Origin of the sequence: Pseudomonas sp. MTM4, from assembly GCF_019355055.1 — a bacterium.
Taxonomy (GTDB): Bacteria; Pseudomonadota; Gammaproteobacteria; order Pseudomonadales; family Pseudomonadaceae; genus Stutzerimonas.
The window spans coordinates 2781218-2795668 of the sequence record NZ_CP048411.1 but is presented as its reverse complement, the minus strand read 5'-3'; the positions used below and the strand labels follow the sequence as shown (position 1 = coordinate 2795668).

Genomic DNA, 14451 nt, shown 5'->3' with positions numbered 1-14451 from the left:
TGGCATGTCGGCAGGATAGACCCGCTGAAAATACAAAAATTCCCAGCCACGGTCTGGAGATGTGAGGCGGTGGTGTAAGTCTGAGGCCGGCGTCTTCGGCAGGCAACGATGTCGGCACGTTACGCGGCGGAGCGACCAAGATGGCGACTAGGGGTGCGTATATTGCGCTAGGGCTCGCCTGGCTCGTTCAACGCGCGTGGCGATGCAAAGGAAGGTCGGAGACATTAGTGGCAAAGAGCACGCCCGGCTTCGGGCGTGCCGTTCGCCGAGACGGCCCGAAGACGGAGTCTGACGCCGTTCGGGCTCGCTCATAAGAGGAGCGTCTCAGAGAATGAAGCGACCGACCTTGTCGTTCAGCTCGCTGGCATGCCCTTGCAGCAGGTGCGCCTGCCGTTCGCCTTCCACCGAGTTGGTGGCCAGGGTGTCGCCCAGCGACTTGATGGTCACCACGTTGCGGGTGATCTCCTCGGTGACGGCGGACTGCTCCTCGGCTGCGGCGGCGATCTGCATGGACATATCGGAAATCTGCTGCGCCGCCTGGGTGATTTCCTCCAGCGCGGCGGACGCCTGCTGAGCGTCGTTCACGCTGCGTTCGGCCAGCGCGCGGCTGCTGTCCATCTTGTCCACAGCGCTCTGGGTGATGCGCTGGAAGGTGGCGATGGTCGCCTGGATTTCCTGCGTCGAGGCATGCGTGCGCTGCGACAGCACCCGCACCTCGTCGGCCACCACGGCGAATCCACGGCCCTGTTCGCCGGCGCGCGCGGCTTCGATCGCGGCGTTTAGCGCCAGCAGGTTGGTCTGCTCGGCGATGCCCTGAATGCTGGCCAGCACGCCGGAGATCGACTGCGAGTGCTGGCTCAGCTCGGCAATCACACCGGTAGCCTGCGCGACCTCATCGGCCAGGCCAGTGATCGAGCGCTGGGTATTGCGCACCAATTCCAGCCCCTGCTGGCTGTTATACGTCGATTGCTGCGCCGACTGCGCGGTGCGCTCGGCATTGCCGGCGATTTCCTGGGTGGCCGAGGCCATCTCGGTCACCGCTGTGGCAACCAGCGCCAGCTCCTGCTGCAAGCGCCCAAGTTCGGCGACCGACAGGCTGCTGCGCTGCAGCACGTCACCGGACTCGCTACCAATGTCTTCAGCGTGACGGCGAATGTGACCGACCAGCGTATGCAGGCTGCCGACGAACTGGTTGAAATGCCGAGCAAGGCTGCCCAACTCGTCGTTGCTCGCTTCGGGGATGCGCTGGGTCAGATCGCCGTTGCCGTCGGCGATTACCTGCAGGCCCGCGGAGACCACGCCGAGCGGCCGCAGCAGCCAGCTGCACAGCAGGCCGATGGCGGTCAGCGAGATAATCAGTATCACGCCGAAGGCGGCGAGGCCCGTCCACAGCTGGCGATACAGCGGCGCCGCTAGCACGGCGTCGTCCAACACCATGACCAGCACCTGATCGGCATGGCCGATCGGCGCGGCGTACAGACGCTTGCCGTCGCCATCGAGCAGGTGCCGCGTGCCACTGTGGGCAACCAGGCCGGCGAGCGTCGCCTGATCCAGCGCCGGATAGAGGGCCGTGACCTTCTTATCCAGGTAAGCGCTGTCCGGGTGGCCAAGCACGGTGCCCTGCTTGTCGATGAAGAACGCCAGACCCTCGCCGGGGAGTTCGATCTGCTTCAACTGATCGAGAATCTCGCCCATGCCGACGTCGGCACCCAGGACACCGAGCGCCTGCCCGTTGTGCTGCAGGGTACGCCCCAGCGAAAGCACGAACTGGCCGGTCGCCGCCGCCACGCTGGGTGTGGAAATGTAGACCTCGCTCGGCGTCAGCAGCGCTTGCTGATACCACTTCCAGCGGCGCGGATCGTTGTTGTCCGCCGGCAGGCTGACCTGGTCGGCGTTGATCTGGCTGCCGTCGGCACGAGCGAAGAACACGTTCTCGAATCCGCCGGCGACCTTCGCCTGCACCAGCGCACCCTGCAGACCCGACGTTTCGTCGACCGGTACAGACAGCAGCGCCGCTTCCTTGCTCTGCAGCCAGTAGCGCACGCTGGCGCTGAAGGTCTTGCTGGCGATTGCGACTTGCTCGGCGATATGGCTCTCCAGACTCTTGCGGCTCTCGATGAAGTTCAGCGACAACTGGCTGGTGCCGGCGAGCAGCACTGCGGCGCAGGTGGAGAGCACGATTTTCTTTCGCAGTGACAGCGACATGGAACACCTTCAAAAGCTGATACGGCCCCGATTGAAAAGAGGCACTGACCGGCTGTTATCGTCGGGCCGCGCGCGAGCTGTAGCTGGTGCGATGAATGGTAGGGACGGGCGGGTCATGCTCGGGGCACAAACCGCCGTTACAAGCAGGGTAGCGGAGGCGCCTCAGCCTTGCGGCAGCTGCCGTGCGTGGGAAAGGGTCCAATCGAGCACCTCGCGGCTCAGCGTGTCGCTGGCCTGGCCGAACGCCTCGACCATGCTTTCCAGGCTGGGGTCGGCGCTGGGCTGGCGGACTTCGAAGCGTCGACTGGATAGGGTGTGCTGATCGTGCAGGTTCACCAGGCGCGCATCGAGACGGATCACTATCTGCGGCTCGCCGTCGATGTATTCGGTTTGAAAAGCGCGCAGATCGCTGTGCAGGCCAAGATCGGCGTAGAGGTTCACTTCTTCATTGCTCACCGAAGGCATGCGCCCGTCGCGCTGGAAGGCTTCGATCAGGCGATCGCGCAGCAGCATCGGCGCCGCATCGCTCCAGCGAGCACCCCGATAGGCGCTGATCTGGTTGCCTTGCGGCACCACGGCGATCCTTGAGCTGGAAAGGATGCGGCTGGCCTGCGGAGTATTGATGCGCAGCGCGTGCTGCAGCTCCGGCTCGCGGGGCTGTTGAGAAGTCGTCGCGGTTGGCAGCAGGAAGATCCGCAGGATTTCGGACTCAGGCAGGATCGAACACGCCGCGAGCGCCATGATCAGTCCGGACAGGGCGAGGCGGAGCGAGGTTTGGCGAAGGCTCATGGGGTGAACTCCTGCAGTTTGTCGCGGCCGAGCAGGAAGCCACTCGGGTTGTCTTCCAGGCGCTGGGTCACCCGGCGCAACGCACCGAGCGTGCTGCGCAGCTCGTTGATCGCCGGGCCGAGGTCGTTGAAACCCTGCATGCCATTGTTCAACGCACCCTGGTTTTCTTCGAGCAGCGTATCCAGGCGGGAGGTGGTGCGATCCAGCGCGCTCATCGACCGCTCGGCACTGTCCAGCACGCTGCGGCCCTGATCGTCGAGCAGGCCGTTGGCGTTGCGCGCCAGGCTCGACAGTTCGCCCATGACGGTATTGGCTTGCTGGCTCAGTTGATTGAATTGCTGCAGCGTCTGGGCCAGGTCACCGCGCTGTTCGGACAGCACGCTGGTCGCCTGTTCCAGGTGCTCCAGCGTGCGGCTGAGACGGTCGGTATTTTCTTCGGAAAAGATCTTGTTGGCGCTGAGCAGCAGATTGTTGATGTTGCTCATCAGGTCTTCGCCGTTTTCCAGCAGCGCGCTGAGTGGCGACGGGTCGGCGATGATCAGTGGCGGCTCAGCCCGGCTGCCTTCAAGGCGCGGGCTGTCCGGCTTGCCGCCGTGCAACTGGATGATCATGCTGCCGGTGATGTTGGCCAGTGCCAGCCGCGCCTGAGTGTCGGTCTTGATCGGTGTGCCGCCGTAGACGCGAATGCGCGCGCGGACTTTGCGCGGGTCTTCGGGGTCGAGCCACAGGTCGGTGACATCGCCGACCTTGATGCCGCTGTATTCCACCGAGCTACCGCTGGACAGCCCACTGACCGCCTGGCTGAAGCCGATATCGTAATAGCTATATTCGCGGTCCATGCTGGACTTGCCCAGCCACAGCGCGAAGAGCAGCGCGCAGCCGACCGCGACCACGGTGAATAATCCGATCAGAACATGATGGGCACGGGTTTCCATTTAGGGCGTCTCCAACTTTTGCGCGGCATCCTGCGCGGCGCGGCCACGTGGGCCGTGGAAATAATCGCGAATCCAGTCGTCGTCGGTGGCAGCAACCGCTTCCAAGGTATCGACCGCCAGCACCCGCTTCTGCGCCAGCACCGCGACGCGGTCGCAGATGGTGTAGAGCGTATCCAGATCGTGGGTGACCAGAAACACGCTGAAACCCAGCGCATCGCGCAGGGTCAGGATCAACTGGTCGAAGGCCGCTGCGCCGATGGGATCGAGGCCGGCGGTGGGCTCGTCGAGAAACAGTACTTCCGGATCGAGCGCCAGGGCGCGGGCCAGTGCGGCGCGCTTGACCATGCCGCCGGACAGCTCGTCGGGATACTTGCAGGCGGCGTCGGGCGGCAGCCCGGCCAGCGCCAGCTTCTGCCGCGCCAGATGCTCGGCATCGGCGCGCTTGAGCCCGGCGTGTTCGATCAGCGGCAGCGCGACGTTTTCCTGCAGGTTAAGCGAGGTGAACAGGGCGCCGCGCTGAAACAGCACGCCGAAGCGCCGCTCGATCTCCGAGCGGCGCTCCGTCGAGAGCTTCAGCAGGTTCTCGCCGAACACCTTGACGCTGCCGGCGTTGGGCTGGCGCAGGCCGACGATGCTGCGCAGCAGCACCGACTTGCCGGTGCCGGAGCCGCCGACCACGCCGAGAATTTCGCCGCGACGGATATCCAGGTCGAGATTGACGTGCACCGCCTGGCTGCCGAAGCGGTTGACCAGGCCCCGGACCTGGATGACGGGTTCTTCCGATCTCACCAGCCCATCTCCATGAAAAACAGTGCGGCGATGGCGTCGAGCAGGATCACCATGAAGATCGACTGCACCACGCTGGAGGTGGTGTGTTCGCCCACCGACTGCGCGCTACCGCTGGCCTTGAAGCCTTCCAGGCAGCCGATCACCGCGATCAGGAAGGCGAATACAGGTGCCTTGCCCAGGCCGACCAGAAAGTGGTTGATGGAAATGTCTCGCTGCAGAATGGTAAAGAACATCGCCGGCGAGATATCCAGCGCCAGCGAACAGACCACCAGCCCGCCGACGATGCCGCTGAGCATGCCGATGAAGGTCAGAATCGGCAGGGTGATCAGCATTGCCAGGACCCGCGGCAGCACTAGCAGCTCGACGGGACTCAGGCCGATGGCGCGGATGGCGTCGATTTCCTCGTTGGCCTTCATCGCGCCGATCTGCGCGGCGAAGGCGCTGGCGGTGCGCCCGGCGAGCAGGATCGCGGCGAGCAGCACGCCGAATTCGCGCAGGAAGGAAAAGGCCACCAGATTGACCGTGTAGATGGTCGCGCCGAAATCGGCCAATACCGTGGCGCCGAGGAAAGCCACCACCGCGCCGACCAGAAAGGTCAGCAGGGCGACGATGGGAACGGCGTCCAGGCCGGTCTGCTCGATATGCGCGACCAGCGCGGTGATTCGCCAGCGCCGCGGGTTGAGGATGACGGTGAACAGCGTCTGCAGCGTCAGGCCGATGAAACCGAGCAGGGTGCGCTGTTGGTTCCAGACGCCGGCAACGCTGCGCCCGATATGCGCCAGGACGTCGGCGAGGCCGTTGGGTTCAGGCTCCTGCTTGGCTCGCGGCTGATCCAGCGCGGCGGCGACGGTCTGCAATAGCGCCTGGCGTTCCGGCGGCAGTCGCGGCGCCCATTCCGGCAGGCTGGCGATGCGTGCCGGGCCGAGCAATTCGACCAACAGCCCGGCGCCGGCGGTGTCTAGCTCGCCGATGGCGTCGAGCTCGATGCAATCGGCGTCACTGCCCTGACGGCGTGCCTGTTCGACTTCACGCCGCAGCGCCGCGTAATGCTGCAGCGTCCAATCGCCTCCGATCGCCAGCGTCTCGCTGTTCGGGTGACGCTGCAAACTGCCGGGCGTAGACGTCGGTTGAGTCAATATTCTTATCCGTATGCGATGGCGTCGGAGCGAGTGCTCGGGCGCCGAGGCTTTTGACGATCCTAACAGTTGGGACTCTGCCAGCGCGGTTCGGTTTAATTTGGCGGCACAGCCGAATGAATGGGCGGTGCACACGACCGCCGAGCTATTTGTTGCAGACGGGCGCGAACTATCGACCGCAATCAGCCTCCATAGCGTGCGAGCCGGATTGCCATACCCGTTACGCATCGCGTCACGTGACTTATGCGCTGGTCGTGATGCCTTCCTTTTGCCCGTTCGGGTCCTGCTCCCCTTTACCCCGACCACTGCGAGAGTTTTCGTTTGTCTATCAATTGCTTGCGTGCGTTGCCATTCATCGTGGTCCTGGGCGTCATCCTGTTCAGCGGGCTGCGGCCCGAGCCGGTGCCACAGGTGTTCGACCAACAGGACAAGCTGCACCATATGCTGGGCTTCGCGGCACTGACCTTCACCCTGCGCCTGGCCTTCCCGCAATGGCGGGTGGTCTGGACCATTCTGGCCAGCCTTGGCGCGGCCTTGCTGATCGAGGTCGGTCAGAGTTTTCTACCCAATCGCCAGGCATCGCCGGGCGACATGCTGGCCAATGCGGCGGGCGTGCTGCTGGGCTGGGGTTGCTCGCATCTGGCGTATCTCTGGTATCTGCGGCGTATCGGCGTCACCACCGACCCCGAAGCGCCCGAGGCAGCGGAGCGTGTCGAGACTGCCGCGCGGCCCTGAGCCAACTTTTCCGTTTGGTCGTGGGTCACACGCAATAGACTTTCGACGAGCCGGACCATGTGGCCCCAGCCGACCAACGATAATCCGCCTATGCGGCCCTGGCGACGCGGCTTCGCTCTGTTGCCCGTGGCGCTGTTGGTCGCCTGTGACGGTCAGCAGTCGACGCTGAACCCCGCCGGCACCGGTGCCGAACGCATCGCCGAACTGTTCTGGTGGATGTGCGGCGGCGGCCTGCTGATCTGGGCGCTGGTGATGGGCATCGCCTACTACGCCACCCGGGCGCACCCCGAGGCACATGGCATTCGCAGCGCGCGCTGGCTGATCCTGGGTGGCGGGATCGTGTTTCCCGTCGTGGTGCTCACTGCGCTGCTGATCTACGGGTTGATGCTGATGCAGCCGCTACGCTCGACCGCCGATGTCGACCTGCAGGTGGATGTCTCGGGCGAACAGTGGTGGTGGCGGGTGCGCTACGAAACCGAGGCCGGCGACAAGGTGGAGCTGGCCAACGAGATTCGTCTGCCGGTCGGCCAGCGGGTGGCCTTCAGCCTGACCAGCCCGGACGTGATTCACTCGTTCTGGATTCCCTCTCTGGGCGGCAAGGTCGACATGATTCCCGGCCGCACCACCCAGCTGGTGCTCGAACCGACGCGCACAGGCACCTTTCGCGGCGCCTGCGCCGAATATTGCGGCACCGCTCACGCGCTGATGAATTTCCCCGTCGTGGTGATGGAACCGGCGGCGTTCGGCGCTTGGCTCGCCGGGCAGGCCGAGCCCGCGCAGGCACCGCAAACCGCTTTGCAGCGGCAAGGCCAGCAGGCGTTTCTCGCCAACGGCTGCGGCGCCTGTCACCGCGTGCGTGGCACCGAGGCTGATGGCGCGCTCGGCCCCGATCTGACCCACGTCGGCAGCCGCCTGAGCCTTGGCGCGGGAACCTTGCCGGCAGATGTCGACGCCTTCCAGCGCTGGATCGGCCACACCGGCAAGATCAAGCCGGACGTGAGAATGCCCGCCTTCGGCATGTTGCCCCAAGAACAGCTGAACGCCATGGCGCACTACCTGAGCGGACTGAAATGAGCGAGCCGATGGACGTGCACGACGAAACGCGCGCCAAGGCGCAGGCCGAACGCCTGGCCGCCGCCTGGAAGACGCCCACCGGCTGGCGCTACTGGTCAGCGGTAAACAACACCGAGGTCGGACTCTGGTACACCGGCGTGTCCTTTCTGTTCTTCCTCTTTGCCGGCGTGCTGGCGATGCTGATTCGCGCCCAGCTGGCAGTGCCGGACAATGATCTGCTGTCCGCCGAAACCTACAACCAGGTCTTCACCCTGCACGGCTCGGTGATGATGTTCCTGTTCGGCGTGCCGATCTTCGAGGCGTTTTCGATCCTTATCCTGCCGCAGATGCTCGGCGCGCGGGACCTGCCGTTTCCGCGACTGTCGGCCTACGGTTTCTGGTGTTTCATCATTGGCGGCGTGTTCGTCTGCGGCTCGATCTTCTTTGGCGTCGCGCCCCAGGGCGGCTGGTTCATGTATCCGCCGCTGACCACCAGCTATCAGGAAGGACTCGGCGCGGATATCTGGCTACTCGGGTTGTCGTTCATCGAGGTGGCGTCGATCGCGGCGGCCGTAGAACTGATCGTCGGCGTGCTGAAGACGCGCCCGCCCGGCATGCGCATCAACCTGATCCCGCTGTATTGCTGGTACATCCTGGTGGTGGCGGGAATGATCCTGTTCGCCTTCCCGCCGCTAATCGCTGGTGACCTACTGTTCGAACTGGAGCGCGCCTTCGACTGGCCATTCTTCGACCACACCCGCGGCGGCGATCCGCTGCTGTGGCAGCACCTGTTCTGGATTTTCGGCCATCCGGAGGTTTACATCATCTTCCTGCCCGCTGTGGCGCTGGTGGCGACCATCGTGCCCACCGCCTCGCAGCGGCCCATCGTCGGCTACAGCTTTATCGTGCTGGCGGCGGTGGGCACCGGCTTCATCAGCTTCGGACTGTGGGTGCACCACATGTTCACCACCGGCATGCCGGGCATCTCGCTGGCGTTCTTCTCGGCGGCGTCCGAGGCGGTGGCGATCCCGACCGGCGTGCAGATCTTCTGCTTTCTCGCCACGGCGCTGGCCGGGCGCTTCGTCAAATCGGTGCCCATGCTGTTCGTCGCCGGCGCGTTGGCGATCTTCGTGCTCGGCGGCCTGACCGGGGTGATGGTGGCGCTGGCGCCGTTCGACTTCCAGGCGCACGACACCTACTTCATCGTCGCGCACCTGCACTATGTGCTGATCGGCGGGATGCTGTTCCCGGTGATCGCCGGGCTGTACTACTTCTTCCCGCTGGCTATGAGCAAAACGCTCTCGGACAAGCTTGGGCGGATCGCCTTTTGGCTGATGTTCATCGGCTTCAACATTGGCTTCTTGCCGATGCACTTCACCGGCCTGCTGGGCATGCCGCGACGGGTCTACACCTACGCCCCAGACATGGGCTTCGACGTGCTCAACATGGTCTCCACGGTTGGCGCCTTCATCCTCGCCGCTGGCGTCGCGGTGCTGGTCTGGGACGTGCTGCGGCCCAAGGGTAAGCAGCCCTACAGCCAGCGCAACCCGTGGAATGCCGGCACCCTCGAATGGCTGGCGGAAATGCCCGGCAAGTCCTGGGGCGTGCGCTCAATTCCGATCATCAAGGGCCGTTATCCGCTGTGGGACCAGCCGAACCTGATGCGCGACGTCGATGCCGGGCGCTTCTATCTGCCCGATGCTGAGGAAGGCAAGCGCGAGACGCTGATCAGCAGCATCATCGACGCCGAGCCGATCCAATGCCTGCGCGTGCCGGGACCGACCTTCCTCGCCTTCTGGTCGGCGGTGTTCACCGGCGGGCTGTTCATCTTCGCGACCTACAGCTGGTATGTCGCGGCGCTGACCAGCGGCTTTCTGGCGCTGGTGACCATCCTCGTCTGGTTGTGGACCGGCACTGCGGTGATTCCGGAAAAACCGCGCAAGGACATCGGCCTCGGCGTGTCGGTGCCGCTCTACGCCTCGGGCGCCAGGTCGGTGGGCTGGTGGGCCATGTTCATCACCATGATTGGCGACATGAGCGCCTTCGCCAGTCTGGTATTCGGCTACTTTTTCTTCTGGACGGTGCACGAAAATTTCCCGCCGGCGGACGCGGCCGGTCCCGGCGTGGTCTGGCCGGTGATCGCGCTGGGGCTTGTTCTTGCGTCCTGGGGGCTGACCCTGCTGGCGCGCCGCTGCAATGGGCGCGATCAGGCGGCGGGGTTCTATCTGGCGCTGGGGCTGGCCGCCTTGCTGACTCTCGCCGGTGCTGGCGCGCTGTTCGCCGGGCCGCATTTCAGTGGGCTCGATCCGACCACAAACGTCTATCCGGCGACCGTCTGGGTGCTGGTGCTCTGGTGCCTGTTGCACCTTGGCGTCGGCCTGATCATGCAGCTCTACGGTCTGGCACGCCGCGCTGCTGGACGGATGACCGCCGAACACGACATCGATATCCACAATGTCGCGCTGTACTGGCATTTCATGGCCATCACCGTTGGCGTGACCGTTGCGGTCATCGCCGGATTTCCGGAGGTTGCATGAACGAGCAAGCCGAAGCCCGACCGGAAGAAACATCCGAAGCGCCGCTCGACGAGCGCAGCACGCTCTGGCTGCTGACCTTCGGGCCGACCATCTGGGCCGTGCACTTTTTACTGTGTTATGTCGTCGCCGCAGTCTGGTGCGCCAAGGTCGCGGGGCGTACCGGGCCGTTGGGTGACCTGCGCCTGATTATCGGTGGGCTGACGCTTTTGGCCCTCATCGGCATTGGCCTGACCGGCTGGCGCGGTTGGCGCATGCACACCTTCGGTCACGCCACGGCGCCCCATGATTTCGATACGCCCGCCGACCGCCATCGCTTCCTTGGCTTTTCGACGCTGCTGCTCAGTGGCCTGAGTTTCGTTGCGACGATATTCGTGGCCCTGAGCGCGGTCTTCATCAGGAGCTGCGAATGATTTGGCGCCCGTTGGCCTTGATGCTCGGCCTGGCCACGCTGGCGGCGGTCTGGCTCGGTCCGCTGCCGGCGATGGCGGATCGGATGTTCGTCGGACACATGCTCATGCACGTAATGGTGGTGGCCGTCGCGGCGCCGTTGCTGGCGATCGGACTTGCCGGGGGCCGACTGGATATTTCCAGCCGCCTACCCGCGCTGTTCTCGCCAATTCTGGCCTCGGTGATCGAGCTGTTCGTAGTCTGGGCCTGGCACATGCCGGCGCTGCACCACGCGGCACGCACATCGCAGGCCGCGCAGGTGCTGGAGCAAGGCAGCTATCTATTCGTCGGATTGCTGGTGTGGCTCGCGGCCTTCGGCGGCGCCCGGCATCACCGCGCGCTGGCCGGCATCGCCGGGTTGTTGCTGACCTCGATGCACATGACGTTGCTCGGCGTGTTGTTGACGATGTCCAGCCGACCGCTGTTCGAGCACAGCGGGCTGTCGAGTTTGACGCTGCTCGAAGACCAGCAAATCGGCGGCGTGATCATGCTGGTCTTTGGCGGCACTTCCTACCTGATCGGCGGGCTGTATCTGCTCTTCGGGCTGCTACAGGACAAGCGCGATGCCGTTTCGGTCAGCTAGGCAAATCATGCAGCGAGCTTCAGCGCCCTTGCGGCGCTGGCTGTGCTGGCTAACGGGTGGGTCCTGGAAACGCGTGGTGGCTGCGGTGGCGCTGATGGCGGCGCTCTCGGGTGTGGGCGGTTTCGTGCTGGTTTCGCTGGGGCTGGTGTCGATCAGCGCCAGTTCCGGCCACTGGAAAGCGACCGGCTGGTTGCTGCACTACGCCATGCGTCGCGCGGTAAGCACCCAGTCGATAGGCATCAAGGTGCCACCGCTGGACGATCGGGCGCTGGTGCTCAAGGGCGCGGGGCATTACGAGACCGGTTGCGCCACTTGCCATGGCGCACCGGGGCGCGAGCGTTTGCCGATCGTGCGCGGGATGACGCCCGAACCGCCATTCCTGCCGCCACGGATAAAGCGCTGGGAGCCGCAAGAGCTATTCTGGATCGTCAAGAATGGCATCAAGTACACCGCCATGCCGGCCTGGCCGACCGCCAACCGGGATGATGAAATCTGGGCGATGGTGGCGTTTCTCCAAGCATTGCCAGAGATGTCCGAGCAGCGCTATTGCGAGCTCGCGCTGGGCGATGATTGGGGATCAGCGAATAGCGATCGCCTCGGGCCTGCGGAGGGGGTGCTTGAGACGGTATTGGCCAACTGCAGCCGCTGCCACGGCGCGGATGGTGGCGGACGCGGAAAAGGCGCCGTCCCGCGACTGGCCGGACAGAGCGAAGCCTATCTGCTCGGCACGCTGCAGGCTTACGCCCGTGGCACGCGCCACAGCGGCATCATGCAGCCGGTCGCGGCCGGGCTCGAACCGCCGGTGCTGAAGGCGCTTGCCAAGCACTATGCCGCGCTGCCGATGGTTGCCCTCGCAGACGACTCCACCGCGGCGCCTAAAACCCTTGCACACGGAAAAGTGTTGGCCGAACGCGGTATGCCGGAGCGCGGCGTACCGTCCTGCGTTCATTGCCATGGACCGAAACGTTCGCCGCGCAATCCGATGTACCCGGATATCGCCGGGCAGCACGCCCGCTATCTGAAGCAGCAGCTGGACCTGTTCACCGCCGGCACCCGCGGCGGTAGCGAATACGTGCACATCATGCACAGTGCCGCGCAGCGCCTCACGCCTGAGCAGATACAGGCACTGGCGGATTACTATGCGTCGCTGCCGCCGACGGACATGGCGACATTGACTGCCGAGCCGGCCGCCACACTACAACCGCAGAGGTAATCGATGTTCGATAAGGTCGTGGAAATCGTTTCGGCGTTCGGTTACGTGGGCGTGTTCGCGCTCATGTTGCTGGAGAATATCTTCCCGCCGATTCCGTCCGAACTGATCATGCCTCTGGCGGGCTTCGTGGCGGCGCGCGGCGAACTGAACTTCGCCGGTGTGATCGTTGCCGGCACTGCCGGCTCGGTGGTGGGCGCGCTGCCCTGGTATTACGCCGGCGCCAAGCTAGGCCAGGAACGCGTGAAGCGCCTCGCCAAGCGTTGGGGGCACTGGCTTACGCTGTCGCCTGAGGACGTCGACGCGGCGAGCCGCTGGTTTGATCGCCATGGCAAAAGCGCGGTGTTCTTCGGCCGTCTGGTGCCGGCGGTGCGCACCCTCATTTCGGTGCCGGCCGGGATCGTCGGCATGCCGATGGCGCTGTTTCTGCTCTATTCGACGCTGGGTTCGCTGATCTGGACCGCGCTGTTGGCACTGGCTGGCTTCGTGCTCGAATCGCAGTACGAGAAGGTTGCCGATTACATCGACCCGGTTTCCACTGGCGTGGTGGTGGCGTTCGTCCTGTTCTACCTGTACCGGCTGATCCGCCAACGCTCTGCCCGGCGTGGCTGAGCGGGACGAGCGGAAGCGAAGGCCCAACCAAAAGCCTCAACCCGTAGGGTGGGCTTCAGCCCACCGCTTTTCCGAACAAACAGGGTTTAACACCGCCAGGGTGTTGTCGCTGGCTCCGATTGTTGGTGGGCTGAAGCCCACCCTACAGGGCACATAGGCCGCAGGTAGGGCTGGCCGAGTGGCGTTCCGCTTTAGCCCACCGGCTGTTCAACTGTTGCTGGATGCTTCGCCAGCCCTACTGCGCTCAGGCTGCGCCGGCGCAGGAGCGGCTGCTGTGCTGGCACTGGTCGATGACCGCGAAGACCTCCTGCCACATCCGTTCGGACTGTTGCTTGAGCTGATCGGTGCGGGCCTGAATCAGCGCTTTTATCCGCTCGGCATCGTCGGTCACCAGATCGATCTTGCGTTCGATTTCCGCCTCGTCGGTCGTTACTTCGACCAGGCCTTCGGGGAAGCCATAGTCCTCGAATAGCATCTGGTACTTGTGGCTCCAGCCCGTCGCTAGCGCTGGCACGCCCTGGGACAGAGCACTGACCAAGCCATGAAAGCGGCTACCGAGGGTGCCACTGCAGGCACCTAGAATGCCCTTGATCTCCAGCGCACCACTTTCCTGAACGATCGGGATACCGCCGACGGCCGCTGACAGCTGTTCGGCCAGCCGCTGGTCATCCTTACCTTCGTGGACCAGCACGAAGGGCTTGGCGTTCTTTTTCAACAGATAGCGAGTGCAGGTGATCAAAAACGGCAGGTACGCCTCGCGCGTCTTCTGATCGGTCTTGTCGAGCATCCGGCAGTTGGGAACGATGCAGAAACGGTTCTGCTCGACATCGAAGCCTTGGGGCAGCACGCCGCTCACCAGATTGGTGAAGTCCGGCGATTGCTTGATCTTGGCCTGCTCGCCGACCAGTCGGGTCAGGTGTTCGTAGGAGACGCGTTCGCGCGGGAAGATCAGGTCGACGTTTTCCACCACGGACTTCATCGCCGCCTGGTTCTTCTCCGATTCGAACGGGCCCAACGCCTGCGGCAGCAGGATCACGCGGGTGCCGTTCTTCTTCCAGCGCCGGGTCGACTGCGCCAGTTCCGCGCAAGGGCTTTCGCCCCATTGATCGCTGTAGGCAAAGCCGGCGGCATCGATGACCACGTCGACTTCCTTGTCCAGCACCACGCCGTACATCTCGCGCAGCGGACGCGGCGCGAAGTTGGCCAGCGTGCCCCACTGGATGCCGTAGCGCCACAGCCACGCCTTGGGATAGAAGCCCAGCTGGACCAGCTTGCGGAACGGTTGCTCAGCCTTCTTCGGCGTGGGCGCCATGACGAAGGTAGCGTCTGGGTACCGGGTCTTCAGCTTCTGCAGCGTCGCGTGCAACATCAGCTCTGCGCCTTTATTGACGAAGCCTGCCTTTCGGATCTCGATAATCAT

General features: G+C 64.4%; 13 protein-coding genes and 1 pseudogene. 7 read left to right on the top strand and 7 right to left on the bottom strand.

The genetic code is table 11. The annotated features are described in order from the left end of the window. Positions 1 to 324 precede the first annotated feature (324 nt). The 6 genes and pseudogenes from GYM54_RS22080 to GYM54_RS12875 all read right to left on the bottom strand — a co-directional run bounded on the left by GYM54_RS22080 (position 325) and on the right by GYM54_RS12875 (position 5857). Positions 325 to 1029 carry a methyl-accepting chemotaxis protein gene (locus tag GYM54_RS22080; RefSeq protein WP_374105196.1) on the bottom strand — a complete coding sequence of 235 codons (705 nt, stop codon included), beginning with the start codon at positions 1027 to 1029 and terminating at the stop codon, positions 325 to 327. Positions 1030 to 1182: 153 nt separating this feature from the next. Further along, positions 1183 to 2205 (bottom strand): annotated as a pseudogene (locus tag GYM54_RS22075) (cache domain-containing protein); the annotation flags it as partial. A 162-nt stretch (positions 2206 to 2367) separates the two neighbouring features. Beyond that, complete coding sequence (locus GYM54_RS12890; RefSeq protein WP_197445349.1) at positions 2368 to 2994, bottom strand: ABC-type transport auxiliary lipoprotein family protein; 627 nt, start codon at positions 2992 to 2994, stop codon at positions 2368 to 2370. Next, positions 2991 to 3929, bottom strand: coding sequence for an MlaD family protein (locus tag GYM54_RS12885; protein WP_197445348.1), 939 nt, complete (start codon positions 3927 to 3929; stop codon positions 2991 to 2993). The genes GYM54_RS12890 and GYM54_RS12885 overlap by 4 nt, the downstream gene beginning before the upstream one ends. Further along, positions 3930 to 4718 (bottom strand): ABC transporter ATP-binding protein, encoded by a 789-nt coding sequence (locus tag GYM54_RS12880; RefSeq protein WP_197445347.1) that lies wholly within the window; start codon positions 4716 to 4718, stop codon positions 3930 to 3932. Beyond that, positions 4715 to 5857 (bottom strand): MlaE family ABC transporter permease, encoded by a 1143-nt coding sequence (locus GYM54_RS12875; RefSeq protein ID WP_374105195.1) that lies wholly within the window; start codon positions 5855 to 5857, stop codon positions 4715 to 4717. Before GYM54_RS12875 ends, GYM54_RS12880 begins: the two co-directional genes overlap by 4 nt. A gap of 324 nt (positions 5858 to 6181) precedes the next feature. On the opposite strand from GYM54_RS12875, the gene GYM54_RS12870 reads away from it, so the two are divergent. Genes GYM54_RS12870 through GYM54_RS12840 form a run of 7 tightly spaced genes read left to right on the top strand, consistent with a single transcriptional unit; the run spans position 6182 to position 13031 of the window. Beyond that, on the top strand, positions 6182 to 6589 hold the full coding sequence (locus GYM54_RS12870) for a VanZ family protein (RefSeq protein ID WP_197445379.1): 408 nt from the start codon (positions 6182 to 6184) through the stop codon (positions 6587 to 6589). A 57-nt stretch (positions 6590 to 6646) separates the two neighbouring features. Further along, positions 6647 to 7663, top strand: a complete 1017-nt coding sequence (gene coxB / locus GYM54_RS12865; protein ID WP_197445345.1) for a cytochrome c oxidase subunit II — start codon at positions 6647 to 6649, stop codon at positions 7661 to 7663. Between the two features lie 8 nt (positions 7664 to 7671). Beyond that, a complete protein-coding gene (gene ctaD, locus GYM54_RS12860; protein WP_231752193.1) occupies positions 7672 to 10179 on the top strand; it encodes a cytochrome c oxidase subunit I in 2508 nt (835 codons plus the stop codon). Continuing rightward, positions 10176 to 10589 carry a hypothetical protein gene (locus GYM54_RS12855; protein WP_181103233.1) on the top strand — a complete coding sequence of 138 codons (414 nt, stop codon included), beginning with the start codon at positions 10176 to 10178 and terminating at the stop codon, positions 10587 to 10589. Before ctaD ends, GYM54_RS12855 begins: the two co-directional genes overlap by 4 nt. After that, a complete protein-coding gene (locus GYM54_RS12850; RefSeq protein WP_197445343.1) occupies positions 10586 to 11209 on the top strand; it encodes a cytochrome c oxidase assembly protein in 624 nt (207 codons plus the stop codon). Before GYM54_RS12855 ends, GYM54_RS12850 begins: the two co-directional genes overlap by 4 nt. Positions 11210 to 11216: 7 nt before the next feature. After that, on the top strand, positions 11217 to 12422 hold the full coding sequence (locus GYM54_RS12845; RefSeq protein ID WP_197445342.1) for a c-type cytochrome: 1206 nt from the start codon (positions 11217 to 11219) through the stop codon (positions 12420 to 12422). Between the two features lie 3 nt (positions 12423 to 12425). Continuing rightward, a complete protein-coding gene (locus tag GYM54_RS12840) occupies positions 12426 to 13031 on the top strand; it encodes a DedA family protein (protein ID WP_197445341.1) in 606 nt (201 codons plus the stop codon). Positions 13032 to 13275: 244 nt separating this feature from the next. Here GYM54_RS12840 and GYM54_RS12835 read toward each other — a convergent pair whose 3' ends face one another. Further along, positions 13276 to 14451 carry a polysaccharide pyruvyl transferase family protein gene (locus GYM54_RS12835; protein ID WP_197445340.1) on the bottom strand — a complete coding sequence of 392 codons (1176 nt, stop codon included), beginning with the start codon at positions 14449 to 14451 and terminating at the stop codon, positions 13276 to 13278.